The sequence below is a fragment of the Parabacteroides sp. AD58 genome, from assembly GCF_023744375.2.
GTDB lineage: Bacteria > Bacteroidota > Bacteroidia > Bacteroidales > Tannerellaceae > Parabacteroides > Parabacteroides absconsus.
Genome location: NZ_CP146284.1, coordinates 2,139,439 through 2,161,465, shown reverse-complemented (window position 1 = coordinate 2,161,465; position 22,027 = coordinate 2,139,439). Strand labels below are relative to the sequence as shown.

General features: G+C 48.3%; 26 protein-coding genes. 8 read left to right on the top strand and 18 right to left on the bottom strand.

Translation table 11 applies throughout. The features are described 5' to 3' along the window. Positions 1–102: 102 nt before the first annotated feature. From recQ to tig, 4 genes are all read right to left on the bottom strand, one after another. Positions 103–2,283 carry a DNA helicase RecQ gene (gene recQ / locus NEE14_RS09420; RefSeq protein ID WP_251968476.1) on the bottom strand — a complete coding sequence of 727 codons (2,181 nt, stop codon included), beginning with the start codon at positions 2,281–2,283 and terminating at the stop codon, positions 103–105. Positions 2,284–2,312: 29 nt separating this feature from the next. Beyond that, complete coding sequence (gene clpX, locus NEE14_RS09415) at positions 2,313–3,551, bottom strand: ATP-dependent Clp protease ATP-binding subunit ClpX (RefSeq protein ID WP_251968477.1); 1,239 nt, start codon at positions 3,549–3,551, stop codon at positions 2,313–2,315. Between the two features lie 53 nt (positions 3,552–3,604). Beyond that, the gene (clpP, locus tag NEE14_RS09410; protein WP_251968478.1) at positions 3,605–4,267 is read right to left on the bottom strand and encodes an ATP-dependent Clp endopeptidase proteolytic subunit ClpP; all 663 of its coding nucleotides are present in this window, start codon (positions 4,265–4,267) and stop codon (positions 3,605–3,607) included. Between the two features lie 192 nt (positions 4,268–4,459). Next, positions 4,460–5,812, bottom strand: coding sequence for a trigger factor (gene tig, locus NEE14_RS09405; protein WP_251968479.1), 1,353 nt, complete (start codon positions 5,810–5,812; stop codon positions 4,460–4,462). A 1,152-nt stretch (positions 5,813–6,964) separates the two neighbouring features. Here tig and NEE14_RS09395 point away from each other — a divergent pair. From NEE14_RS09395 to NEE14_RS09360, 8 genes are read left to right on the top strand one after another with little or no spacing between them, the layout of a single operon-like run. Next, on the top strand, positions 6,965–7,300 hold the full coding sequence (locus NEE14_RS09395; RefSeq protein WP_008653285.1) for a hypothetical protein: 336 nt from the start codon (positions 6,965–6,967) through the stop codon (positions 7,298–7,300). Positions 7,301–7,307: 7 nt separating this feature from the next. Then, a complete protein-coding gene (locus tag NEE14_RS09390; RefSeq protein ID WP_008653288.1) occupies positions 7,308–7,523 on the top strand; it encodes a hypothetical protein in 216 nt (71 codons plus the stop codon). 16 nt (positions 7,524–7,539) lie between these two features. Beyond that, entirely contained in the window at positions 7,540–7,968 is a 429-nt protein-coding gene (locus tag NEE14_RS09385; RefSeq protein WP_008653290.1) for a PcfK-like family protein, read from the top strand. Next, the gene (locus tag NEE14_RS09380; RefSeq protein ID WP_008653292.1) at positions 7,965–9,248 is read left to right on the top strand and encodes a PcfJ domain-containing protein; all 1,284 of its coding nucleotides are present in this window, start codon (positions 7,965–7,967) and stop codon (positions 9,246–9,248) included. The genes NEE14_RS09385 and NEE14_RS09380 overlap by 4 nt, the downstream gene beginning before the upstream one ends. 24 nt (positions 9,249–9,272) lie before the next feature. Continuing rightward, the gene (locus tag NEE14_RS09375; protein ID WP_008653294.1) at positions 9,273–9,530 is read left to right on the top strand and encodes a hypothetical protein; all 258 of its coding nucleotides are present in this window, start codon (positions 9,273–9,275) and stop codon (positions 9,528–9,530) included. A gap of 20 nt (positions 9,531–9,550) precedes the next feature. After that, positions 9,551–9,781, top strand: a complete 231-nt coding sequence (locus tag NEE14_RS09370) for a DUF3873 domain-containing protein (protein ID WP_008653296.1) — start codon at positions 9,551–9,553, stop codon at positions 9,779–9,781. Beyond that, positions 9,721–10,026, top strand: a complete 306-nt coding sequence (locus NEE14_RS09365; protein WP_008653302.1) for a DUF6956 domain-containing protein — start codon at positions 9,721–9,723, stop codon at positions 10,024–10,026. Before NEE14_RS09370 ends, NEE14_RS09365 begins: the two co-directional genes overlap by 61 nt. Before the next feature lie 52 nt (positions 10,027–10,078). Continuing rightward, complete coding sequence (locus NEE14_RS09360; protein ID WP_008653303.1) at positions 10,079–10,387, top strand: hypothetical protein; 309 nt, start codon at positions 10,079–10,081, stop codon at positions 10,385–10,387. 92 nt (positions 10,388–10,479) lie between these two features. Here the strand turns inward: NEE14_RS09360 and NEE14_RS09355 are convergent, their stop codons facing one another. From NEE14_RS09355 to NEE14_RS09290, 14 genes are all read right to left on the bottom strand, one after another. Continuing rightward, positions 10,480–11,127: a hypothetical protein gene (locus NEE14_RS09355; protein WP_008653304.1), complete on the bottom strand. Its 648-nt coding sequence runs from the start codon at positions 11,125–11,127 to the stop codon at positions 10,480–10,482. A gap of 99 nt (positions 11,128–11,226) precedes the next feature. Next, on the bottom strand, positions 11,227–11,754 hold the full coding sequence (locus NEE14_RS09350; protein ID WP_008653309.1) for a glycoside hydrolase family protein: 528 nt from the start codon (positions 11,752–11,754) through the stop codon (positions 11,227–11,229). Beyond that, the gene (locus tag NEE14_RS09345) at positions 11,751–12,257 is read right to left on the bottom strand and encodes a DUF3872 domain-containing protein (protein ID WP_038611465.1); all 507 of its coding nucleotides are present in this window, start codon (positions 12,255–12,257) and stop codon (positions 11,751–11,753) included. Before NEE14_RS09345 ends, NEE14_RS09350 begins: the two co-directional genes overlap by 4 nt. 18 nt (positions 12,258–12,275) lie before the next feature. Continuing rightward, positions 12,276–13,154: a toprim domain-containing protein gene (locus tag NEE14_RS09340; protein WP_008653313.1), complete on the bottom strand. Its 879-nt coding sequence runs from the start codon at positions 13,152–13,154 to the stop codon at positions 12,276–12,278. A gap of 7 nt (positions 13,155–13,161) precedes the next feature. Beyond that, positions 13,162–13,737 carry a conjugal transfer protein TraO gene (locus NEE14_RS09335; protein WP_008653316.1) on the bottom strand — a complete coding sequence of 192 codons (576 nt, stop codon included), beginning with the start codon at positions 13,735–13,737 and terminating at the stop codon, positions 13,162–13,164. Between the two features lie 2 nt (positions 13,738–13,739). Next, positions 13,740–14,726, bottom strand: a complete 987-nt coding sequence (gene traN / locus NEE14_RS09330; protein ID WP_008653317.1) for a conjugative transposon protein TraN — start codon at positions 14,724–14,726, stop codon at positions 13,740–13,742. Between the two features lie 69 nt (positions 14,727–14,795). Continuing rightward, positions 14,796–16,151, bottom strand: coding sequence for a conjugative transposon protein TraM (gene traM / locus NEE14_RS09325; RefSeq protein WP_038611470.1), 1,356 nt, complete (start codon positions 16,149–16,151; stop codon positions 14,796–14,798). Next, positions 16,132–16,440: a TraL conjugative transposon family protein gene (locus NEE14_RS09320; protein WP_008653322.1), complete on the bottom strand. Its 309-nt coding sequence runs from the start codon at positions 16,438–16,440 to the stop codon at positions 16,132–16,134. Before NEE14_RS09320 ends, traM begins: the two co-directional genes overlap by 20 nt. Positions 16,441–16,445: 5 nt before the next feature. Beyond that, positions 16,446–17,069 carry a conjugative transposon protein TraK gene (gene traK, locus NEE14_RS09315; protein WP_004308925.1) on the bottom strand — a complete coding sequence of 208 codons (624 nt, stop codon included), beginning with the start codon at positions 17,067–17,069 and terminating at the stop codon, positions 16,446–16,448. 31 nt (positions 17,070–17,100) lie between these two features. Beyond that, a complete protein-coding gene (gene traJ / locus NEE14_RS09310) occupies positions 17,101–18,105 on the bottom strand; it encodes a conjugative transposon protein TraJ (RefSeq protein ID WP_008653323.1) in 1,005 nt (334 codons plus the stop codon). A 3-nt stretch (positions 18,106–18,108) separates the two neighbouring features. Continuing rightward, on the bottom strand, positions 18,109–18,738 hold the full coding sequence (locus NEE14_RS09305; RefSeq protein ID WP_023056944.1) for a DUF4141 domain-containing protein: 630 nt from the start codon (positions 18,736–18,738) through the stop codon (positions 18,109–18,111). A gap of 30 nt (positions 18,739–18,768) precedes the next feature. Then, positions 18,769–19,152 carry a DUF3876 domain-containing protein gene (locus NEE14_RS09300; RefSeq protein ID WP_008653328.1) on the bottom strand — a complete coding sequence of 128 codons (384 nt, stop codon included), beginning with the start codon at positions 19,150–19,152 and terminating at the stop codon, positions 18,769–18,771. 36 nt (positions 19,153–19,188) lie between these two features. Then, positions 19,189–21,693 carry a TraG family conjugative transposon ATPase gene (locus NEE14_RS09295; RefSeq protein WP_008653330.1) on the bottom strand — a complete coding sequence of 835 codons (2,505 nt, stop codon included), beginning with the start codon at positions 21,691–21,693 and terminating at the stop codon, positions 19,189–19,191. After that, the gene (locus tag NEE14_RS09290; RefSeq protein WP_007749041.1) at positions 21,690–22,022 is read right to left on the bottom strand and encodes a DUF4133 domain-containing protein; all 333 of its coding nucleotides are present in this window, start codon (positions 22,020–22,022) and stop codon (positions 21,690–21,692) included. The genes NEE14_RS09295 and NEE14_RS09290 overlap by 4 nt, the downstream gene beginning before the upstream one ends. Positions 22,023–22,027: the final 5 nt, after the last annotated feature.

Sequence of the window (22,027 nt, the reverse complement as noted above, 5' to 3'; positions counted from 1 at the left end):
GATGCTACAATTTTACTCGTACAAAAATACACTAATTAAACGGACTGATACCCGAAATAGTATTTCTGTCCGTTAAATTAGTGTTTTTTATCAAATGAAGCATCAATTCGCCATTTCAGAAAGGAACTTGATGCGTACTAACCGAATCTCTTCTTCTGTATAGTCGCCGCCCAGTTCTTCAATAGCTTCTTCCAGATCGTCTGTTTCTGAATCTTTGAAGTATTCATAAATGTCGGCAATATGGTCTTCATCCATAACATCATTCAGGAAATAATCAATATTGATGCGCGTGCCTGAATATACGATTGCTTCCACTTCATCCAGTAATTCTCCGAATTCGAGACCTTTTGATACAGCAATATCATCTAATGCTACTTTTCGGTCGATACTCTGGACAATTGATACTTTCAGCTTGGATTTATTGGCAACTGTCTTGACGCGTAAGTCTTCCGGCCGTTCGATTTCATTTTCCTCTACGTGACGTTTGATCAGAGCGATAAATTCGGCTCCGTAGCGTTTGGCTTTACCTGCACCAACACCCGGAATGTTTTGCAATTCTTCGAGTGTGATAGGGTAGGTTGTCGCCATCGCTTCCAATGATGGATCTTGGAAGATAACAAAAGGCGGTACTTCCAGTCGTTTTGATAATTTCTTTCTCAAATCCTTCATCATCGAATAAAGAACAGGGTCAACGGCACAAGAAGCTCCACCACGAACTGGTATTTCTTCTTCCTCTTCTTCAAACTCATGATCCTCGGTAATTTTGAAGGATACCGGTTCCTTCATGAATTCTTTTCCTTTAGGTGTGATTTTCAACAGACCGTAGTTCTCGATATCTTTTTCCAGATAGCCGGCAATTAAGGCCTGCCGTATCACTGCATTCCAGATTTTCTCATCTTCATCCTGGCCCGAGCCGAATATTTCCAGTTCATTATGTTTGTATGACTGGATTTCGGATGTTTCGTTTCCGACCAGCATGTTGATAATATATTCTGTCTTAAATTTCTCTTTTAATGTGCTGACTACTTCCAGTACAGCACTCAATAATTCTTTAGCTTCCACTTGTTTTTTAGGATTCAAACAATTATCACAATTACCACAATTATCTTCCGGATATTCTTCTCCGAAATAATGGAGAAGTACTTTTCTGCGGCAAACAGATGTTTCTGCATAAGCCGCTGTTTCCAATAATAATTGCTTACCTATTTCTTGTTCGGCAACAGGTTTTCCCTGCATGAACTTTTCCAGTTTTTGCAGGTCTTTATATGAATAAAATGCCAAACAGTGTCCTTCACCACCGTCTCGGCCGGCACGTCCTGTTTCCTGATAATATCCTTCCAAACTTTTGGGAATATCATAATGGATTACATAGCGTACATCCGGTTTGTCAATACCCATTCCGAAGGCTATGGTGGCAACGATTACATCAACTTGTTCCATCAGAAAGGCATCCTGGTTGGCTGACCGGACTTGTGAGTCCATTCCTGCATGATACGGCAGTGCCTTGATGCCGTTGGCTTTCAGAATGTCGGCAAATTCTTCTACCTTTTTGCGGCTCAGGCAATAAATGATACCAGATTTCCCTTCATTTGCCTTGATGAATTTGATAATGTCGCGATCCACATTGTTGGTCTTCGGACGAACTTCATAGTAAAGATTGACGCGGTTGAAGGATGATTTGAATACGGCTGCATCTGTCATTCCCAGATTCTTCTGAATGTCATGCTGAACTTTAGGAGTTGCAGTTGCTGTCAAGGCAATAAGCGGGCGTTTCCCGATTTCATTGATAATCGGACGGATTCGGCGATATTCAGGGCGGAAGTCGTGACCCCATTCTGAAATACAATGGGCTTCATCGACAGCATAAAATGAGATTTTAACCTGACGGAGAAATTCTACATTTTCTTCTTTCGTCAACGACTCAGGAGCTACGTAAAGCAACTTTGTCTTGCCCGATAATATATCTTCCTTAACCTGATCAATGGCCGATTTGCTTAATGATGAATTGATAAAGTGGGCAACGCCATCTTCTTCACTAAAATTACGCATGGCATCTACCTGATTCTTCATCAAGGCTATCAGAGGAGAGACAACGATTGCTGTACCTTCCATTAACAAGGAAGGCAACTGATAACACAAAGATTTACCTCCACCAGTAGGCATCAACACAAATGTGTCATTACCTGCCAGTACATTTTCTATAATTGCCTTTTGATTTCCCTTGAATGTATCAAAACCAAAGTGCTTTTTCAATGCCTCTGTTAATTTATCTTTTTTTGCCATACTCAATATTATTAGAAATAGGTTTACTCTTAATTTTCTCCGGCAATTTGTAGTCTATTTACATCCGACTTGGCAAATTGCTCTTTTGCATATTCCAATGTCACATGGAATTCAGTCTTATTTTCTGATGGCATGCTATACATGGCATCCATCATGATTGCTTCTACGATCGAACGTAATCCACGGGCCCCTAACTTAAACTCAAGGGCTTTGTCTACAACGAACTCGTACACATCTTCATCAAAGGAAAGCTGGATATTATCCATGGCAAACAATTTGATGTATTGTTTGATGATCGAGTTCTTGGGCTCAGTCAGAATATTACGTAAAGCTGTCCGATCCAGCGGATTCAGGTAAGTCAGGATTGGCAGACGCCCGATAATTTCGGGTATTAAGCCAAACGACTTCAAATCAGTAGGCGTAATATACTTCAACATGTTGTTCCGGTCTACCTGGGCTGTGTCTTTGCTTGCGGCATATCCGACAACACGGGTATTCAACCGTTGTGCTATTTTCTTTTCAATTCCGTCAAAAGCACCGCCACAGATAAATAATATATTTTTTGTATCAACCGGAATCATTTTTTGTTCCGGATGTTTTCTTCCGCCCTGTGGAGGAACATTGACGATCGAACCTTCCAATAACTTCAGTAATCCTTGCTGAACTCCTTCTCCACTTACATCACGCGTAATGGATGGATTATCTCCTTTACGTGCGATCTTATCAATCTCATCAATAAAAACAATACCACGTTCTGCCGCTTCCACATCATAATCGGCCGCTTGTAATAATCGCGTCAGAATACTTTCAATATCTTCTCCCACATAACCAGCCTGGGTTAATACGGTAGCATCCACAATAGCAAAAGGAACATGCAACAGTTTGGCGATGGTCCGTGCCAGTAAGGTTTTTCCTGTTCCTGTTGAACCGACCATAATGATGTTCGACTTTTCTATTTCAACATCGTCATCCGTCTCTTCCTGCATCAGTCGTTTGTAATGATTGTATACAGAAACCGACAGATAACGCTTGGCTTCATCCTGACCTATGATGTATTGGTCAAGAAATGCCTTAATATCCTCCGGTTTGGGTAAATCTTTTCGGTCTAAATCCAGTTTTGATTTTTTCTTACCCAGCTGCTCTTTTACAATTTCATACGCTTGTGTGGCGCAATCATTACAAATACATCCAGATATGCCGTTGATCATCAACTCTACATCACGGCTGCTTCGCCCACAAAACGTACACGTATCGCCTGCTTTGGCCATAATATTTCTTTTTAGTTTTAGTGTAAAATAACAATCTTTATTCGGGTAAGAACTTATTTCCGAGTTAAGATTTCATCAATCATTCCGTATTCCTTGGCTTCTTGCGCTGTCATCCAAAAATCTCGGTCACTGTCACGTTCTACCTCTTCGAAGGGTTTTCCTGAATGATCAGAAATAATGGTATATAATTCCTTCTTAACTTTTAATATTTCCCGGGCTGTGATTTCGATATCGGATGCCTGACCTTGAACGCCTCCTAATGGCTGATGAATCATGACTCTTGAATGCTTCAGGGCAAACCGTTTTCCTTTGGTTCCGGCTACCAACAATACGGATGCCATGGATGCTGCAATACCTGTACAGATTGTAGAAACATCTGAACCGATAAACTGCATGGTGTCATAGATACCATATCCTGCGTAGACTGAACCGCCCGGAGAATTGATATATATAGAAATATCTTTGCCCGGGTCGCTGGAATCCAGGTACAATAATTGCGCTTGAATGACATTGGCCGTATAATCATCTATCTGTGTTCCCAGAAAGATAATCCGATCCATCATCAAACGGGAGAATACGTCCATCTGGGCTACGTTGAGCTGGCGTTCCTCTATGATGGTCGGAGAAATATAACTGCTGGTTATATTCATGTAACTGTCAAGAGCTGTCCCGCTCATTCCCAAATGTTTGGTTGCATACTTTCTAAAATCTTCCATACTTAGTTTTGTTAATCATAAAATCCGAGAAGAAAATACATGAAAAAAGGATTCTTCCTTTTTATACTTAACGGATAAACAAAGTTATAAATAAATTTCTGAAAGAAACAATTTATTTGTATCTCCGATAAAATATTTTTCAGGAAAAATCCTTTTTTTGTGATCCCTTTTTACAAGAAAGGGAGACCTGCATTATTCAAAAAGTTTAGCAAACTCTTCTGCAGTCAGTTCTTTTAAGTCGATTGTTACTTTTTCTTTCAAGCATGCTGCCAGTTTTTCTTCCATTGCACGGTCTACAATGTTCTGAACTGTTTCCTTGTTCTTCAACATTTCTTTTGAATAGTTCTCAAGAACGTCTTCAGGAATAGACAGCATACCGTACTGTGCGAACTGTGCTTTTGCTACACGCTTAGCGAAGCCTTCTACATCAGCATCTTCCAGTTTCAGGTTGTTTTCTTTAATTAATTTGTCCTTGATTAACTGGTAAGTCAGGTCGCTGAGGATATTTGAGAATTCGCTTTCAATCTTTTCAGCTGTATTCTTTTCGTTGGCCAACAGCAACCAGCGCTTCAGAATGTCATCTGCGAATTTCAGTTCGCCGGCTTTCTTTACCAATACTTCGCGTGCATCCAGTAAGAATTTGTAATCGCTTTGCGGAGTGAACTGTTCAGCCAGAGCTTCTTTGATCTTTTCCTTAAATTCTTCTTCGCTTGTTACTACGTTTTCACCAAATACTTTGTCATATAATTCCTGATTCAATTCAGCATTCTTATGACGAGTGATTTCGGTGATTTCGAAGCTGAAGTCGCCAGTTAATTCTGCAACTTTAGCTTTGTCAACATGCAGGAAGTTTGCAATTTCTGCTTCAGCGCCTTCAAATGCCTTGTTCGGGTTGAATACGATAACAGAGTTATTCTTTGCACCGATGAATTTAGCCTTTTCGTCTGCGTCTTTGATGAACTGAGGCATTACAACTGCACCTTCTACTACGATACCGCCTTCTTTCGGAGAACCGTTTTCCAGTTCAGCAACCGTACCTTTTACCAAGTCTTTTTCTTCTACTTCGTCCACCTTGTCGTATGTTCCGAAGTTCGCTGTATAGGCTTCAACCTGCTTGTTCAGCATTTCGTCGTCGATCTTTACCTGATAGTAAGTCAACGTATCGTCTTTGCTCAGGCTGATATTGATTTCAGGTGCTAAGGCAACATCAAAGTTGAATACGAAATCTTCCTGCTTGTCAAAATCAACAGCAGAAGGTTCAGCTTCGCTGGCCATCGGTTCGCCTAAGACCTTAATGTTATTTTCACGGATATACTTGAACAGGTTTTCTGAAACTATTTTGTTTACTTCTTCCAGTAACGCCTGTTTTCCATACATCTTCTTTACCATACCCATAGGCACCATTCCTTTACGGAAGCCCGGCATATTAACTTTCTGACGCAGGCTGCGCAAGCTTTTTTCAACGCTATCTGCATAGTCAGACTTTACAATTTCCAAACGGATGATTCCACGTACAGAATCATTGTTAATAAAAGAAACGTTCATTCTGAATGATTTATTTAATTAATATTCGATTCAATTTTTAGGGTGCAAAATTAGGTTTATTCTTTTAATATCGCAAATTGTTTGCCTAAATTGTTCTAATCAAGGGGATTTTATTTCTGATTTTTGGCAGGATTTGTGATTTTGTTATGAGAAGTTACGAAAAGAGTGTAATTTATTGGAAATGAGCGTAGGTTAGATGCTCATGATAGTAATAGGTTACGATTTAGTTAGTTATCTGCTGCATTATTCCTCTGCGCGTTGCGTAACCTTCAAAGAACTCTTCATATGCAAAAGTAACAATAAAACGGGAGATTTTGATATGAATCTCCCTGATTTTTTCTATCTCATACAAATTTTTCCGTAAAAGCGGCTTTATTCGTCGGCACACCATCGCCCAAAAGGATTTTGAACGAACGTGTGCCGACTACTGCATAAGCGGAGAAAAGGGCTTTGCCTCACGCCTAAGCAACAGTTTAGACTGATGAGGCAAAGCCCATTTCTTTTGTGCTTATGCCAAAGAGGTGTTTTTACGGCTTTTCAGATAATTTTTCTTTTTCGCTGTTCCTTTGAGCCGGAAGCGGAAAGCCGTGTATGACCGCTTGCCCATAAATGGAACAAGCCGTCACCCACAGCAGGCAAACCGGGAAGAATGATTTTATCTGCCCGCCCCGACACGTCCGGCCGGACAGATAAAACCATACTTCCTTGCAGGTGGTTTGCCCGGTTTCACGCTACCGGCTATGTCTTTTTTTTGTTGGGGACTTCCTTTTTTCACGGATTTCTCTTTTGAAGTTTCCTGTATAATCTGCCTCTACTTCCGTTTACCTCCATTTTCGCGCCTTTCAGTAAGCCGCATCAGGCAGTCATTTCCGTTCTGGGCGCAAAGGTAACTCCGGGATTTGACGGGAAAGCAAGGTCAAGCCTCCTGTTTTCGGGAAAAATCTCCAGCCCTGCGGGTAGTATTTTTCCCGAAAAAACCTTGCATTCCCTAATCCCTACCTTTTTAAGCACCCGAAACGAAAACGACCGATGCGACAGAAAGACGCATTAAAAAAAATGTCGGATAAACGAGAGGCAGATAAGATAGTTTGAAACTCAACTCCCTCAGCTCTTGAATCCGCATAAAAAATAAAAATCAAAAACAGAACAGATATGGGAACAACAATGGCAACAAAATTCGTGGCTTGGGAAGTGCCGACATTGGAAGCACTGAAAGGCAGTAAGGTTTACATCCTTCGTGAAAAACTGAACAACGGAGGACAGATGAACCGAGAGGAAAAAGATTGGCTCACCGAAAAGGTGAATAGCAACACCTATTTCAAGAGCGCAGTCCCCCTGCAAGGCTGGAGGTTTGACTTCTCCGATGTACTCCGCACGTTTCTCGTGTGCCAATACGGACGTTGGACGGAATACAAGGCAACGGACAAGACCGGACTTCGCAGATACCTATACGGCAGGATAGACAACATTGTAGAACTTGAAAAATAGCGAGGATATGACAGCAACGGCAGACTTCAGACAAGTGGCGCAATACATAGGGCTTGCGATATGCGCCCTAATCATGCGCACCGCCCTTTGGGTGTTCGGCATCCTTTGGGGCATCGTCAGAGAGATAGTAAACGGAGTGTTCCGAGTGGCGATAGGCATAATCGTGGCTATCCTTTCCGCAATCGCCTTCTTCGGCTTCATCCTTTGGTTATTCACCCTTTAATCTTACCGATAACGATATGAAAACGACAGACCATTTCAAGAGAACGATACAGATGTATTTGGAGCAACGTGCAGCGGAAGATGCGCTCTTTGCCAAGAAATACCGTAACCCTGCCAAGAACATAGACGATTGCGTGACCTACATTCTGAACTATGTGCAGAAAAGCGGTTGCAACGGCTTCACGGACGGGGAGATATACGGACAAGCCGTACATTACTATGACGAGAACGAGATAGAGGTGGGCAAGCCTATCCAATGCCAAGTAGCCGTGAACCATGTGGTGGAACTCACCGCAGAGGAAAAGGCGGAAGCACGTCAGAACGCTATCCGACAATACCAAGACGAGGAACTCCGCAAGTTGCAGAACCGCAACAAGCCGAGAACCGCCACCAAAGCGACCATCCAAGAAATACAACAACCCTCATTATTTGATTTAGGCTTATGAAACCGAGAACACACATACAGCAGGAAGTCGCACATCTGAGCAAGCGACTACCGAGATTGACCGCCACGCAAAAGGCATACGCTTTCCGTCATTGCTTCAAGCACTACGCAATCAAGAGAGCGGACGGCACGAACATCTGTACCGAGTGCGGACATTCGTGGAAGAGCGACCACGACCTTGCAGACACCCTTTGCGGATGTATCTGCCCCCATTGCGGTATGCAGTTGGAAGCGTTGCGCACCCGAAAGAGCGTTTTCAGCGAGAATGAATACTTCTCCATTGTCACCACCAGCAAGCAGTATCAAGTGATACGCTTCTTCTTCGTCAAGTCCCGATACAAGGCAGGGCAAGCAGCCGAGTATTCCATTTATGAAGTGGTGCAGAGGTGGATTTCGCCCAAAGGCACAACCACCACCGTTGCCCGACTTCGTGGTATGTCAATGTTGTATTACGACCAATGGGCGGAATACAGCGACATGGAGGTGCGCAAGAACAACGGACTTCACGCATACGATATAGCACCTGTGTGTACCTATCCCCGACAGCGTTTCATCCCCGAACTGAAACGCAACGGTTTCAACGGGGACTATCACAACACACTGCCGTATGACCTTTTCACGGCTATCCTTTCCGACAGCCAAGCCGAAACACTCTTGAAGGCAGGGCAATACGCCATGTTGAGCCACTATATTCGCAGTTCCTTTGACATGGAGCAATATTGGGCATCCGTCAAGATTTGCATCCGCAATGGTTACACCATTTCAGACGGCTCCGTATGGTGCGACACCATAGACCTCCTGCGTCATTTTGGCAAGGACACGAACAGCCCGAAATACGTCTGCCCTGCCGACCTCAAAGCGGAACACGACAAGTTGGTGGCAAAGCGCAACCTGCAAAGGGAGCGTGAGCGGACGGAACAGCAACGGCAAAAGGCGATTGAGGACGAGAAGAACTATCTGAAAGACAAAGGAATGTTCTTCGGGCTTGTATTTTCCGACAACCTTATTCTTGTCAAAGTCATTGAAAGCGTGGAGGAAATGATTGAGGAAGGACGGCTGATGCACCATTGCGTGGGCGGTTATCACAACAAGGCAAACTCTCTCATCCTATCCGCCACCATTGAAGGCAAACGGATTGAAACGATAGAAGTCAGTTTGAAAACGCTGAAAGTGGTACAGAGCAGAGGGGTATGCAATTCCAATACCGAGTACCACGACCGCATCATCCGACTTGTGGAGGACAATGCCGGACTTATCCGTCAGCGTATGAACGCAGCATAATATCAACTTATAATACATAACAGCATGGAAGTAAGAATTGAAAGTATGATTTGTTTGTGGGACGATAAAATCCCCTCGATGTTCCTTGAATTTATAAACCTCCTCACTCTTTGTCAGAGTGAGGAGCAGTTAAGAGCAAGCGTAAAAGACTTTTCCGAGAAGCACGAACTTGACAAGTTCTTTCTTTACGGCTTCGGCTCACACCATTTCTACCTGCACCAACGCTACACAAGCAATCCCGATATGGTGATGCAGAACAGAGTGTTGTCAGTACATTTCTAACCATCTAAAAAACAACGATTATGAGTACACGAATGACAATCAACGGAGTAAGTACCTGCACGGAAGCAGGTACGGAGAAATACGAGAAATTTCAAATGGGTATTGGCAGACGCAGGCGAACACTTGTGCAATACGATTACCGCCACACGGACGGAGAGTTGTTCTCTTGTGTCAAACCCACGTTGGACGAGTGCCGAACCGCACGGGACAAGTGGCTGACGGCAAAGGAAGGAAAGGAGGGCAAGCGATGAACGTGGCAGGCTACCAAACACTGATCGTCAGATTCAGCGAGCCTATCAAGGCATTGGACGGCATCTTTGACGATGCGGAAGCGTGGGGAGTTGATACCCTGAAGGGGTGGATAGACAGCTATGAAAGCAGCCGTTTCACCGCCATTGACAGCCATACGGCAGTCATAACGAGCGAGTACAACATGGAGTGTCTGAGAAAGTGGCTGGAAAGATGCACACCCATAGCTGAGAAAACAGAATTTTGAACGGTGTGGCGGTGTCCGCACCGCCACACCATAACACTTAAAAACAACGAATATGATAGCAAAGACAATTATGGAGCAGATAGGTGGCAGACGCTTTGCCGCCATGACGGGAAGCAAAGACTTCATAGACATGGGTAACGGTTTACGCATGAGCCTTGCGAGGAACAAGACGAGTGCCAACCGACTTGACATCATCTATGACGGAGGAGCAGACCTCTACAATATGCGTTTCTACCGCAGGACGTTCAGCAAAAAGACATTCGAGTGCAAGACGAAGGACATCGAAACGCACGAGGGGATATATTGCGATATGCTGGAGGAAATGTTCACGATGGTGACGGGGCTTTACACCCGTTTTTGAGAGGTGGGCGGCGAAAGCCGCCTACTTTCTTTCAGTGAGCATGATGGCGGACAAAGAAAGTAGCAAAGAAACCTCTGTTCTAATCTACGATGTTATTGCCTAATTTCTGACATATAAATTCGTTTGTATTCACTACCTTCTATTGGCTCTATATCGGTTATTTCAAATGAAGTTCCTCTCAAAAAATTGACTTGCGTTTCCTGACCATGATTATAAATCATGTATAGACAATGTGCTTGCGTTTCATTTTCAGGAAGAGTTTTTATAACGTAAACATCACTTCTGTTTTGTTTCCAATCTTCGGTTGTTGTCGTAAGGCTATGGGAAGGTTGGTATATATCACCTACTTCAAAATTTGTTTTATCTCCAGTTTTAGTAAAACGATATAATATATTTCCGTTAAACTTAGGTGCTTTGTTTATTATACTGTTTAGTATAATTTGCATTTCGTGAACAATATCAGGCACTTCTCCATAATAATTGTCATCTCTAAATGCATACGATATATTACCAAGAAAACAGGTTAATATCATTTTTTCCACATCGGTTAGTCCATAGCGATTTTCCTTGTCAATGTTGTTGTGCTGAAAACTCTGAAAAGGTTTTTTACCCAAGAAACTCAAAGGGTCATATGAAAAGCCAAATTCTTCAAGTTCCTCATTCCAAACTAATTCCGGCTCAGCTTGTGAGGATGCTAAATACTTTTCTTCTTCCGATAAGAAATATTGAATATCTTTCATTTTATCTCTAAATTACTAATGACAAAGGTAATTGTTTTATTTGAAACAATGGCATTTAAGTTCTTAGAATAACCAGAACTTAAATGCCATTGAAATCTATTACGGGATATACAGTAGCGCAAACTCCGCCTTCCTCCGTTTGAGTAGCATGGCATGGCGTTTTCCCTTGTAGTTGCAGAAAGCGATATACTCCCGATAGATGTTCCTATCTCCTGCCTCCAGCTTTCGGATCAGCGTGCTTTTGGGTATCTTCCCGCTTCCCAACAGACGGTACGGACCGACATTGTAGGCGAGCGTGGCAAGGAGCAGACTATCTTTCCCGAACTGCCGGAACATTGCGCAGAACTTCCGTAGGTCTTTCCGCAGAAGCGCGTCCGCCTGCCGCTTCGTCATGGTGCGTGCAGAATACCTTTCACCCGGTAACAACTTATGCCCATATCCCACATACGGGTAATGTTTTTCCGAGTGCCAGCCTTCAAAATACTTCGTGCATCGCACCGCCCTCTCAAATGGCAGCAACCGATAGATAGCCGCCTGTCCGTCCGTTCCCTCATGGCGGCTGTCCCGTGCGGACACGGAACAGACCGCCAGAAGCGAACAAAGGATAGCTATGAATACACGCATCATCGTGTAAGGGGCTTGAAGTTTCCGATGGGGACAACAGAGATAACCCCGTCCTCCTTAACGTTTCGGTTGTTGAAATCAAACTCCAGCTCATATGAATTGCCGAAATTGTCCTCTACCACTACAATGAAGTTGTGCGCTTCCTCGCCCTCCGCTGTGTAGTACAGCCGGAACTTCTCGTTTTCGAGCAGGTAGCGGTCGTTTGGCAGGAACGTGATGCCGTTGTCCATTTTCAACGTGCCTTCTCCCTCGAACTGGAAATACCGGATGGTATAGAGGGTGTTGGCGTAATCGCCCGTCTTTTTCAACTCACAGCGGATTTCAACCGTCTGTCCCTTCGTCACCTTGTTAGGCACGGGCATGATTTCCACCGTGAAGGGATAGGATTGCTGGATATCCATGTCATCGTCACACGACACGAGCGTGAGCGACACGGCAGCGAATAGGCAGAGTGCCAACGTCTTGAAGATTGATATTCTCTTGTTTTTGTTGTTCAGTATGTTCATTGTCATTTGATTTTTAAGTTATTGTTCTTTTTTGGTTGTCAGTTGCAGATACTCATTCAAGTCCTTGCAACCGTCATAGAGAGCGGAACGGTCATAGACACGTTCTCCATAATGTCCTTTCAGCGTTTTCAACGTGCGCCGTCCGGCTGCGTCATGGTCGAGATAACAGTCTATGCACCCGTAGCCGTCCAGATACCTCATTGCCTTTTCCACGTTGGCAACAGAGTTCAATACGAGGCAGTCTCCCTTTTCCAATCCGAGCGTGGCAGCAGAAAGAAAGTCCATGAAGCCTTCAAAAACGCTGCACACGTCAGCCGGAGAGCCTTCCGCCTTGACCAGCGACACATCTTTCGGAGGCACGCATCCTTTGAAGAAACGGCTGCGGATTTCATATCCGCCTGCCACGTTCGGAAAACCGACTGCAAAATATCGTTTGCCACGCACTCCGTAATTCAGTCGGCAGCAGTAACGTGATGCGACAGCGTAAGGAATGCCCCGTTCCGCCAGATAGTCCGTCAGTGGAGAACGAAACAGCGGGACGGCTTCCACTCCCTCAAAGGCAGGTTCTGACGGTTTAGGCAGTAAAGTCGGTTTGCTCACTTCGGGAACAGGCATAGGTATATTGGCGGTTCCCGCTATGAATTTCACTTGTTCCATGAAGTCACCGCTTCGGGCAAACTCTCCGGCAAGCGTAAAGATGTCGCCACCTTTGCCCAGACCGAAGTCGTACCAGAGCTGTTTCGCCACGTTCACACGGAAAGAGGGCGTGCGCTCGCCCCTATATGGGGCGATATACCACAGCTCGTTACCGCTCCTTCTGACAGGCTCATGCCCCAGCCGTGCGAGAAAAACCGCAATGGGCATTTGTCTGATGATGTCTATTTCCGTCCGTTCCATGTCCGTGTCAGTTGATGATGAACTTGATACCGACCCCGAACTGCGTATGAAACTTCCTCGTGTCGCCACCCCACAGGCAACGCTCCCGGAGGTTGGCGAGCAGGGCGATCCAGTCAGCCACGTAAAACTCCACATCGAGTGTCAGCGCACCGCCGTAGATGAAGGCGTCCCTGTCATGAAGCGTGGAGCCGTCATACAGCACCTTTTCGCCCCAGTTCACCGATTCATATCCGGCAAGAGCCGAAGCCCCTGCATAGACGAACACGATTTTACGGGCATCGGAGAGTATCTTGAGGTAGTAGCCGCCCTCCGCCGTGAACTGCGCCACGGGTATCTTTCCGTCCTTGTAAGGGTTGTTCTTCAACAGATATTCGCCGCCGAACACCCATTTGTTCCCCTTTTTCGTGTAGGTGGAGAGAGCCGCCCCGAAACTGTACCCGCCGTCGTTGCCGCCGGGATTGAAACCGTCCGCCATGTTCGCCCTGATCTCGATGCCCTGCATCTTCGGCAGGCATCGCTGGGCGTGCGCCTGCCCCGTGAACAGGGCAAGCGACGCGATGATTATTGCGATGTACTTTCTCATGGTCAGCGTACTTGAAGTTCGTTGATGGTATTGGCACGCACCAAGTCCTCGTTCTCAATCACGAAAGACTGGTGGCGACCTCCGTTCTTCTCGTTGAGTTCCACCACGAGGCACTTGTCATCGGGGATGGTGAACTTCGCCATCGTGAATACCGTGCGTTCGCTCTTCTTGCCCGGCACGAGCGTGGCGTAATTCTGCGCACGGAGCGGCAGGATGATCTGCTCCTGCACGGCGGTACGCTTCGCCACCTTCTTGTCCACGATTTTCCATGTGATATAGTCTACGTCGAAAGGCACGTTGCTCTGGTTCTTTATCTCCGTGTGGAAATAGAGTAACCCGTTATGCGTGTAGATACCTTTCAGCAGGTACTGGATGCCGAATCGCTTGCAGCCGATGTGCTTCACCTCGCGCTTGTTCTGCTTGTGGATGGACTTCATGATAAGGCGTACCAGCATCGGGCTTTCGCTGCCCAGTTCCTTCAGATAGATTTCCTGCGCATTATTCGGGCGGTTCACCTTCTCGCCGTCATGGATGAAGTCGCACATCTCCACATTGAGCAGCAACGGTTCGGAGGCATATTTCACGTTGAAGGTATAGAAACTCCCGTCCTCCGTTATCACGGACATATTGGTTTCGTTAGGGAAGTTCCTCACGGTAGCCTTCACGCGGATGACATTCTCCGCTCCGTCGGCTTTGCCCGCAATCAGGTCGGGCGAACCTAAATCGACGTAACGAACCTCCGAGGGGAAAATGACGTGGACGGTCTTGTCGTAGGTCACTTCCAAGCCGTGCGGAGGGACCATGTGGTCAAAGGTCAGCTTCTTTGTCAGCCCGTGATACAGGTCGCCGTCCGCCTCCTTCTGCGGATAGACCTCCTTTGTCAAGGTCGGTTGTTCACTTCCGTTGTTCTCTCCAACGGTTACGTTCTCCTGCGCGTTGGCAGTTACGATGCCCATAGCGAGGGCAAACATGATGATTACTTTTTTCATTCTACTTTGGATTTTAGTGGTAAATAAAATTTGCTTGTTGTTTCTGTTAATCGTTGATTGTTATTGTTTTCAATCTCTATCCTGATAAAGCATGACCTTATATCCGGCTTTCAGATGCACCTTGACGGTACGCATCTTCTTGGCGATATACTGGCTCGTGCCTTGTATCAGCCCCTTGCCCAAATCGGAGGCGAGCTGCGCCCCGGCGTTGGTGGAGATATTGATGCTGCTGCCCAGCGAGCCGCCCATGTTGGCGACAACCTCCCTGACGGCGTTCATTTCCATCGAATTGGGAATGAAGATACCGGGCTGCCCGTCTGTGTCATACACCGCCAGTTCCACCGGTATGATCGTACCCGCGTACTCCAGCGAAGTAATTTCAATATCGAGCCGTTCGCCCTGAATCTTTGCCGTGCCTACCACCACCGCATTACGGGGGATGATTTTGTCCGCCACCGCCATTGGCTCCAGCAGCCGGAGTTTGACAGCTTGCCCGTCCGTCACACTCTGCGCCCCATAGATGCACGCCGAAATGGTGTTTTTGTCCGATACGGTCGTGACCCCCACCGCCGTATTGAAACTGCGGTTACGCTCCTGCGAGAAGGAGGCGACAAACTCAGCGTTGCTCATCGGCTGTGAGAGCGAGGACACCACCTGATGCGTTACCTGCCTGACAGGTGCAGCCGTGTTCTTTCCGGCTTTCTGCACGGGGTAAGGCTCTGCCGCCTGTCCAACAGGTGGCTGTGTGCCGTTTTGTCCGCCCATGTACTTCGCCGCCAGCTCGTAGGACTTCTCCATGAGTGCCACTTGGTCATCCATAGCGGACGCCTTGCCCTTCTCGCATTCCAATTCCGATTCCAGCGAGGCGATGCGCTCCAATAGTTCGTCCATTTCCGCGTTGTCGTTCTTCGGCTGCTCGTAGAAGTTGCCGAGCGTGGCATTGAGGTCGCGGTAGGCGGCTGCGGAGGATTGGATGGTTTTCGGAGCGGATGATGTTGCTGTTGCATCTTCCGCATTTCCGGGATTGGCAAGGTCGAAGTCCCTGCCGCCGTCCGCTTCCGCCACCTCGCGGTCGAACATATCGCCAAGCTCCTGCATGGCGCGGCTGCGGTTTTCCTGCCGTTCCTCCATCGCCCCCTGTTCGTAGGCTTTCGCCTTGTCGCCGATGATCTGGCGGTTCGCCTTGTCCGCATCGGGCATTTCGATGTTGTAACCACCCGTTCCCGGTTGCTGCTCCTTGTCGGAAGACGGGGCGAATATCAGCCACATCACCCCGATAAATACCAGCACCATAGCGGGCAGTACTATCATTTTCTGACGTTTCAGCCTTTGGGCTTCGGTCAGCGGCTTGCGCTCCTTCTTCGGTTTCCCGTTGTCGGGAGCCGCCGTGTTCTCGTTTTTAGGTTCATTCTTCGTCTGCTCCATATAAATAAGGTATTACATTATGATTGTTGTCCGGCTTTGCGGACAGTTCCACCTGTCCGGCATGGTTTGTTACTATCCGGCTGCCGTCATTCCTGCCAATGTCATAGACGGCTTTGCCGAAGGTGTAGAGGGCAAGCACCGCGAAGGCGGCGAGCATCGCCAGCACGATGCGCCTGCGTGTTTTCGGGGGCAAGCCGTCCAGATAACCTTTGAGCCTTGCCACCAGCATTTTCTTTTTGTCGTGGAGCATCCAGTACGCACGCCAAAATGATTTCCTGATTTTCTTCATGTCCGTTACCTTTTGATGGTTTGTAAATCCTTGTTCTCGATGATGGTGAATCCCTCGATGGTGAAACCGTTGGGATTGTCGTCCGAACGGGACGAGTTCAAGAGGCGGCACGTGGTCACGAGGCTGCGCTCGGTGACGTTGCTTTGCCGGATGATCTTCTGTGTGGCGTAGGTCACGGCACGGTAGGGATAACCGTTGAAGTCGCATACCACGCTGTCCACCTTCAGCACTTGGTTGATGTTCCCGGCGATAATGCGGTTGTAGTACCCTTTCTCGGCAAAGTCCGAATAGTAGTTGTACACACTTTTGTCCGCTAATAGCAGGGCGCGTTTCACGTTATGCTCTATCGCGCTCTTTTCGGGCGAGAGCGTGAAGAACAGCTCGTGGAAACGACGCACGTGTTCCCTTGCCTCCGCCGGACGGTTCTGCGACAAGTCCTGCGAGAGAGCCAGCATCAGCGACTTGCCGTTGTCCAGCACGTAAATCTTTTCCCGTTGCCGCTCTGCGAAGCGGTAGGAACTCCACACGCTCCATACCGTTATCACGGCGCACAACGAGAGGAAGACGATACCGAACAGGCGTATCTGCCTGAACGATGATTCGATGTTTTTGAGTGACTTAAATTCCATTGTTTTTTATTCGTTTTTAATTGTCAGTTGATTATTTCAGCAGTTTCCCGGCACGTCCGACCATGTTGCCTGCGGCTGCACCCGCCACGCTGCCCGCCATGCTTCCTGCTCGTCCTGCCGTCTGGTTCACGTTGCGACCGTAGCTTCCCATGCCTCCGGCTTGGATAATCCAGCCTGCCACCGTCGGGATGGTGAAGTAGCCGATGATTCCTATGATCATGAAGACGATATACACACCGTCGCTCGAATCCAGCGAGAAGTTCGGGTCAGCCTGCATACGCTCGATGTCGCTTTGCAGCATCAGCACCTGAATCTTCGCCAGTATGGTGCTGAACATATCCGACACGGGCAGCCACAGATAAACCTGTATGTAGCGGCATATCCACTGTGTGAGTGTACTTTGAAAGCCGTCCCACACCGATATGGCGAAGGCTATCGGACCGAGTATCGCCAGCACCACGAGGAAGAACGTGCGGATGGTATCTATCACGAGGGCGGCGGCTTGGAACATCAGTTCCAGTATCTCGCGGAAGAAGTCGCGGATGCCCTTCTTCATGTTGTACATCCCGCGCTCGATATACATCCCCGCCATCGTCACCATGTCACCGGGTGACCAGCCCAGTTCCTCCAGCTGTTTGTCAAACTCCTCGTTCGACACAAGGTAGGCGGTTTCGGGGTTGCGCATCATCGCCTCGTATTCCAGTTTGTCTTTCTGCTCACGGTACTGGTTCATGTCCAGCGTTTCCGCCTCCAGCATCTTTGCCGTGCCCTGCACGACGGGCGACATGACACTGTTTATCGTGCCTAATACCACCGTCGGGAAGAACATGATGCATAAGCCTATCGCAAACGGGCGCAGCATGGGGAACACGTCTATCGGTTCGGCTCTCGCCAGCGACTGCCACACCCGGTAGGCGACGTAGAACAGCGCACCCAGCCCGGCGATGCCTTTCGCCACGCCCGCCATGTCCCCGCATAGCGGCATCATCTGTTCGTAGAGCGAGCGCAGAATCTGGTGAAGGTTGTCGAAATTCATAGGCTACCAGTATCTTTCGTTCATGTTCCCGTACAGCCCCATGATGCGGTCGAGGTCGTTCTTCTTTTTCGCACGCAGGTAGCTCACGCTGATGTTCTTGTTGGTGTAGTAGCTCACAAGGTTGCGGTAACGCTTCATCTTGGAGTAGCAGCGTTCCACCACGTCCATGCGCTCCTTGTCTGTCATGGAGAGCGTGGTGATGTTCACCACATTCTTCAGTTCCGTCAGCACGTCGTTGGATTCCTCCAGCAGTTTCGTGTAGCCGAAAGCGATGGCTCCCAGTTCCTCCACCGTGAAGTTATCGTCACGCATCATCCTCTGGAAACTGGTCACATAGGTGTCGGTGATGTCACCCACCATCAGGATGGTTTGCTGCACCTTCCGGGCGTCCTTTACCAGATTGTTCACGGATTTGAGTGCGTCATAATACTTCTTGCCCTGCTCGTAAATCTTCACCGTCTCTTGAAAATTTTTTATCATATTCTGGGCGGTCGTGGAAGTGTGTACCACGTTCTTGGAGGTGTTCACGATGCTCTGCGCGATGTTGGACGGGTCTATCACCGCCCACTGTGCGCTTGCCCTGCCGACTGCAAACAGGCACAGGCAGATGGCTAATGTTATTCTTGTTCTCATGTTACTTTGGATTTTAGTGGATTTCATTATTTATTGCTCGCCTATCGGATGGTCCGGTTTCGGGTTCACGCGCACATAGTCCCCGTTGGGCGAGAAGGTCAGGATGTCCGTCGCCTCGTTGTAGGACACGTCGATACGGAATCCGGTGTTCATGAACAGGTTGCCGTTCTCCTCCTGCAAGAGATAGGTTTCCGGTTTCAGCTTACGGCGCAGACCGCTCCGCTTGAATACTGTTACCTTATAGGCTTCGCCCTCCTTGTAGATAAGCACGTCGGGCTTTCCCTCAACGCTCTCCCAGTTCCCGCAAAGCAGGTCGCGGCGGTTGTCCACAGTTTCGCAGGATTGCAGTATCATGACTGCCAGCCCGATTAAACACTTGCTGACTTGCAGCATTTTCGTTCTTGATATACTCATACACATTTTCTTTTTTGGTTGATGAATCTGTTTCTATTATTTCTTGTTTCTCCGCCTTTCGGCAAGCTGCCGGATGGCGGCTTCGATGTCGCCGCCCAGCTGCTCCGCCAGACGGTAAACCTCCACCTTCTCCGTTTCTTCAGTGGTGTACGCCAGATACTCTTCAGCACTAACTTCGGTGGCATAGACCGCCGACTGCGTGCCGCCCAGTCCGATCCAGACTTCCTTGTAGAGCCTTGACGGGTTGTTCGCCATGTTGATGGAGAGTATCTGCGACTTCTCCTTCTCCGTCAGACCCAACAGGGACTGTATGGCATCAAACTTGTTCATGTACTTCCGCTGGTCGAGAAGTATCTTGCAGTCGGAGTTATTGATGATACTCTCCTTGACCACGGGCGAGGAAATGATGTCGTCCACCTCCTGCGTCACCACGATTGCCTCCCCGTAATACTTGCGCACGGTCTTGTACATATAGCGCAGGTACTCAGCCATGTTCGCCGAAGATAGAGCCTTCCAAGCCTCTTCCACTATCAGCTGTTTCCTTACGCCTTTCAGACGGCGCATCTTGTTGATGAAGGCTTCCATGATGATGATGGTCACGACCGGGAAAAGCTCGCGATTTTCCTTAATACTGTCAATCTCGAAAACAATGAACCGTTTGCCGAGCAGGTCGATGTTCTCCGTGGAGTTGAGCAGGAAGTCGTAGCGTCCGCCCCGGTAATACTGCCGCATGGTGGTGAGCATATTGTCGATGTTGAAGTCTGACTTCTCCACCTTTATCTCACGTTCCGCCAGTTCGCGGCGGTAGTCGTCGCGCATATACTCGTAGAAGGTGTTGAACGAGGGGACGATGCTCCTGTCAGCCCTGATACGCTCAATATAGGCGTTCACCGCACTGCCCAGTTCGCCGCTTTCCGTCTTCGTCACTTTGTCGTCCTCCGACTTCCAGAGCGTCAGCAGCAGCGTCTTGATGCTGTCCTTTTTCTCCACGTCGAACACGTAATCATCGGTGTAGAACGGGTTGAACGAAATCGGTTTCTCCTCCGTGTAGGTGAAGTACACGCCGTCCGCCCCGTTTGTTTTGCGCCGGATCATCTCGCACAAGCCCTGATAGGAGTTTCCCGTGTCCACCAGTACCACATGCGTACCCTGCTCGTAGTATTGCCTCACGAGGTGGTTCATAAAGAAGGATTTGCCGCTGCCCGAAGGACCCAACACGAACTTGTTGCGGTTCGTCGTGATGCCCCGCTTCATCGGCAGGTCGCTGATATCAAGGTGCAACGGTTTTCCAGTGAGCCTGTCCACCATCTTGATGCCGAAGGGCGAGAGCGAGCTGCGGTAGTTGGTTTCCTCCGTGAAAAGGCATACCGCCTGCTCGATGAAGATATGGAAACTCTCTTCCGCCGGGAAGTCCGCCGCATTGCCGGGCATCGCCGCCCAGTAGAGTGTCGGGCAGTCGATGGTGTTGTGGCGCGGTACGCACTCCATACTCGCCAGCTGGCTGCCTACATCGTTCTTGATATGCTTCAGTTCCTCCGCGTCATCGCTCCATGCCATGACGTTGAAGTGCGCCCGTACCGAGGTCAGCCCGTAGGAATGGGCTTCGTTCAGGTACTGGTCTATCCACTCGCGGTTGATGCTGTTGCTCCGGCTGTATCGGGAGAGCGACTGCATATTCCTCGCGGACTTCTCGAACTTCTGCAAATTTTCCTCGCTGTTGTCGATAATCACATACTGGTTGTAGATGTGGTTGCAGGAGAGCAGCAGCCCCACGGGGGAGGCGAAGGAGAGGCGGCAGTCCGAGCGGTCGGTGGAAAGTTTTTCGTACCGGATGTCGGTAGCTACCTTTCCGGGCATATCCTCCGCGTCGGAGAGGGTGTGCAGACACAGGCGGTTGTCGCCGATGCGCATTTCCTTTGCCGAGAGGTCGATGTCCTGCAAGGTCGTGTCGCCTTCGGGCATGAGCGAGAAGTAACGCTCTATCAGCCCGGCAGACTTCTCCGTCCCGACAAGCTCGTCGGTGGAGAAGCGGCGCAGCCTGACAAAGCCGCTGTCGTTCATGATGCGCTCGAACTGTTCGGCGGCTTCCATGAACTTCCCGGCGGTTTCCTTATCCAGCTCCTTCGGGATGATATGCCCCCGGCACAGCGTACTGAAGTTGCTCTGCATCCGGTTACGCTCCTTTGTCGTCTTGGTCAGGTAGAGGTAGCAGGAATGTTTCAGGTACGGACGCTCGTTGAAGTGGCGTTCAAAAGAGCGGCTCAAGAAACTCATGTCGTCCTTCTGTAGCTCCGGCTTGTAGCGTTCCTTGATGAACCAGTCCTGCTTATGCACGACGCAGAAGTCCGGCAGCACCTTGATAGCCTTGCACCAGCAGCCGTGTATCGCCTCGTACTCCGCGCCCGTCACGGTATAAAGCTCCGGCAGTTCCACCTCGAAAGCCACCGTGATGTCGGCGTCTTTGGAAATGATGCAGCCATGCTCCACCGCCAGCAGCGGGAACTTGTTTTCCAGTGTTGTCATTTTGGATGTATTTCTCATGTCGTTTCTTCCTTTCGTTGCCGTTTGAATAATCGGGTGATCCGCCGCCGGTTGATAAGGTATCGGGGATGGCTCCTTGCCGCTCCCAATTTCATCAGCCCGTGTTCGCCGTACCGGGCGTTCAGCGCGAAGGTCTGCCATACGAGGACGGAAGACGATGCCGCGCCGAAGCCGATACATATCCACTGGTCGATGCCGACCATGTAGAGTATGACGAACAAGACGAAGAGAGCCAGCAGACCTCCGCAGAAGATGAAGAGGTACTGAGCCTTCAAGCCCTTGAACTCTACCGGACGGCCGATACCCTTGTTTATCGGGTATTCAGCCATACATT

Excerpts from the sequence above, each read along its gene's own strand:
- recQ (WP_251968476.1), bottom strand. The coding sequence starts at position 2,283 with ATGGCAAAAAAAGATAAATTAACAGAGGCATTGAAAAAGCACTTTGGT.
- clpX (WP_251968477.1), bottom strand. The coding sequence starts at position 3,551 with ATGGCCAAAGCAGGCGATACGTGTACGTTTTGTGGGCGAAGCAGCCGT.
- clpP (WP_251968478.1), bottom strand. The coding sequence starts at position 4,267 with ATGGAAGATTTTAGAAAGTATGCAACCAAACATTTGGGAATGAGCGGG.
- tig (WP_251968479.1), bottom strand. The coding sequence starts at position 5,812 with ATGAACGTTTCTTTTATTAACAATGATTCTGTACGTGGAATCATCCGT.
- NEE14_RS09395 (WP_008653285.1), top strand. The coding sequence starts at position 6,965 with ATGGGAACAACAATGGCAACAAAATTCGTGGCTTGGGAAGTGCCGACA.
- NEE14_RS09390 (WP_008653288.1), top strand. The coding sequence starts at position 7,308 with ATGACAGCAACGGCAGACTTCAGACAAGTGGCGCAATACATAGGGCTT.
- NEE14_RS09385 (WP_008653290.1), top strand. The coding sequence starts at position 7,540 with ATGAAAACGACAGACCATTTCAAGAGAACGATACAGATGTATTTGGAG.
- NEE14_RS09380 (WP_008653292.1), top strand. The coding sequence starts at position 7,965 with ATGAAACCGAGAACACACATACAGCAGGAAGTCGCACATCTGAGCAAG.
- NEE14_RS09375 (WP_008653294.1), top strand. The coding sequence starts at position 9,273 with ATGGAAGTAAGAATTGAAAGTATGATTTGTTTGTGGGACGATAAAATC.
- NEE14_RS09370 (WP_008653296.1), top strand. The coding sequence starts at position 9,551 with ATGAGTACACGAATGACAATCAACGGAGTAAGTACCTGCACGGAAGCA.
- NEE14_RS09360 (WP_008653303.1), top strand. The coding sequence starts at position 10,079 with ATGATAGCAAAGACAATTATGGAGCAGATAGGTGGCAGACGCTTTGCC.
- NEE14_RS09355 (WP_008653304.1), bottom strand. The coding sequence starts at position 11,127 with ATGAAAGATATTCAATATTTCTTATCGGAAGAAGAAAAGTATTTAGCA.
- NEE14_RS09350 (WP_008653309.1), bottom strand. The coding sequence starts at position 11,754 with ATGATGCGTGTATTCATAGCTATCCTTTGTTCGCTTCTGGCGGTCTGT.
- NEE14_RS09345 (WP_038611465.1), bottom strand. The coding sequence starts at position 12,257 with ATGAACATACTGAACAACAAAAACAAGAGAATATCAATCTTCAAGACG.
- NEE14_RS09340 (WP_008653313.1), bottom strand. The coding sequence starts at position 13,154 with ATGGAACGGACGGAAATAGACATCATCAGACAAATGCCCATTGCGGTT.
- NEE14_RS09335 (WP_008653316.1), bottom strand. The coding sequence starts at position 13,737 with ATGAGAAAGTACATCGCAATAATCATCGCGTCGCTTGCCCTGTTCACG.
- traN (WP_008653317.1), bottom strand. The coding sequence starts at position 14,726 with ATGAAAAAAGTAATCATCATGTTTGCCCTCGCTATGGGCATCGTAACT.
- traM (WP_038611470.1), bottom strand. The coding sequence starts at position 16,151 with ATGGAGCAGACGAAGAATGAACCTAAAAACGAGAACACGGCGGCTCCC.
- NEE14_RS09320 (WP_008653322.1), bottom strand. The coding sequence starts at position 16,440 with ATGAAGAAAATCAGGAAATCATTTTGGCGTGCGTACTGGATGCTCCAC.
- traK (WP_004308925.1), bottom strand. The coding sequence starts at position 17,069 with ATGGAATTTAAGTCACTCAAAAACATCGAATCATCGTTCAGGCAGATA.
- traJ (WP_008653323.1), bottom strand. The coding sequence starts at position 18,105 with ATGAATTTCGACAACCTTCACCAGATTCTGCGCTCGCTCTACGAACAG.
- NEE14_RS09305 (WP_023056944.1), bottom strand. The coding sequence starts at position 18,738 with ATGAGAACAAGAATAACATTAGCCATCTGCCTGTGCCTGTTTGCAGTC.
- NEE14_RS09300 (WP_008653328.1), bottom strand. The coding sequence starts at position 19,152 with ATGAGTATATCAAGAACGAAAATGCTGCAAGTCAGCAAGTGTTTAATC.
- NEE14_RS09295 (WP_008653330.1), bottom strand. The coding sequence starts at position 21,693 with ATGAGAAATACATCCAAAATGACAACACTGGAAAACAAGTTCCCGCTG.
- NEE14_RS09290 (WP_007749041.1), bottom strand. The coding sequence starts at position 22,022 with ATGGCTGAATACCCGATAAACAAGGGTATCGGCCGTCCGGTAGAGTTC.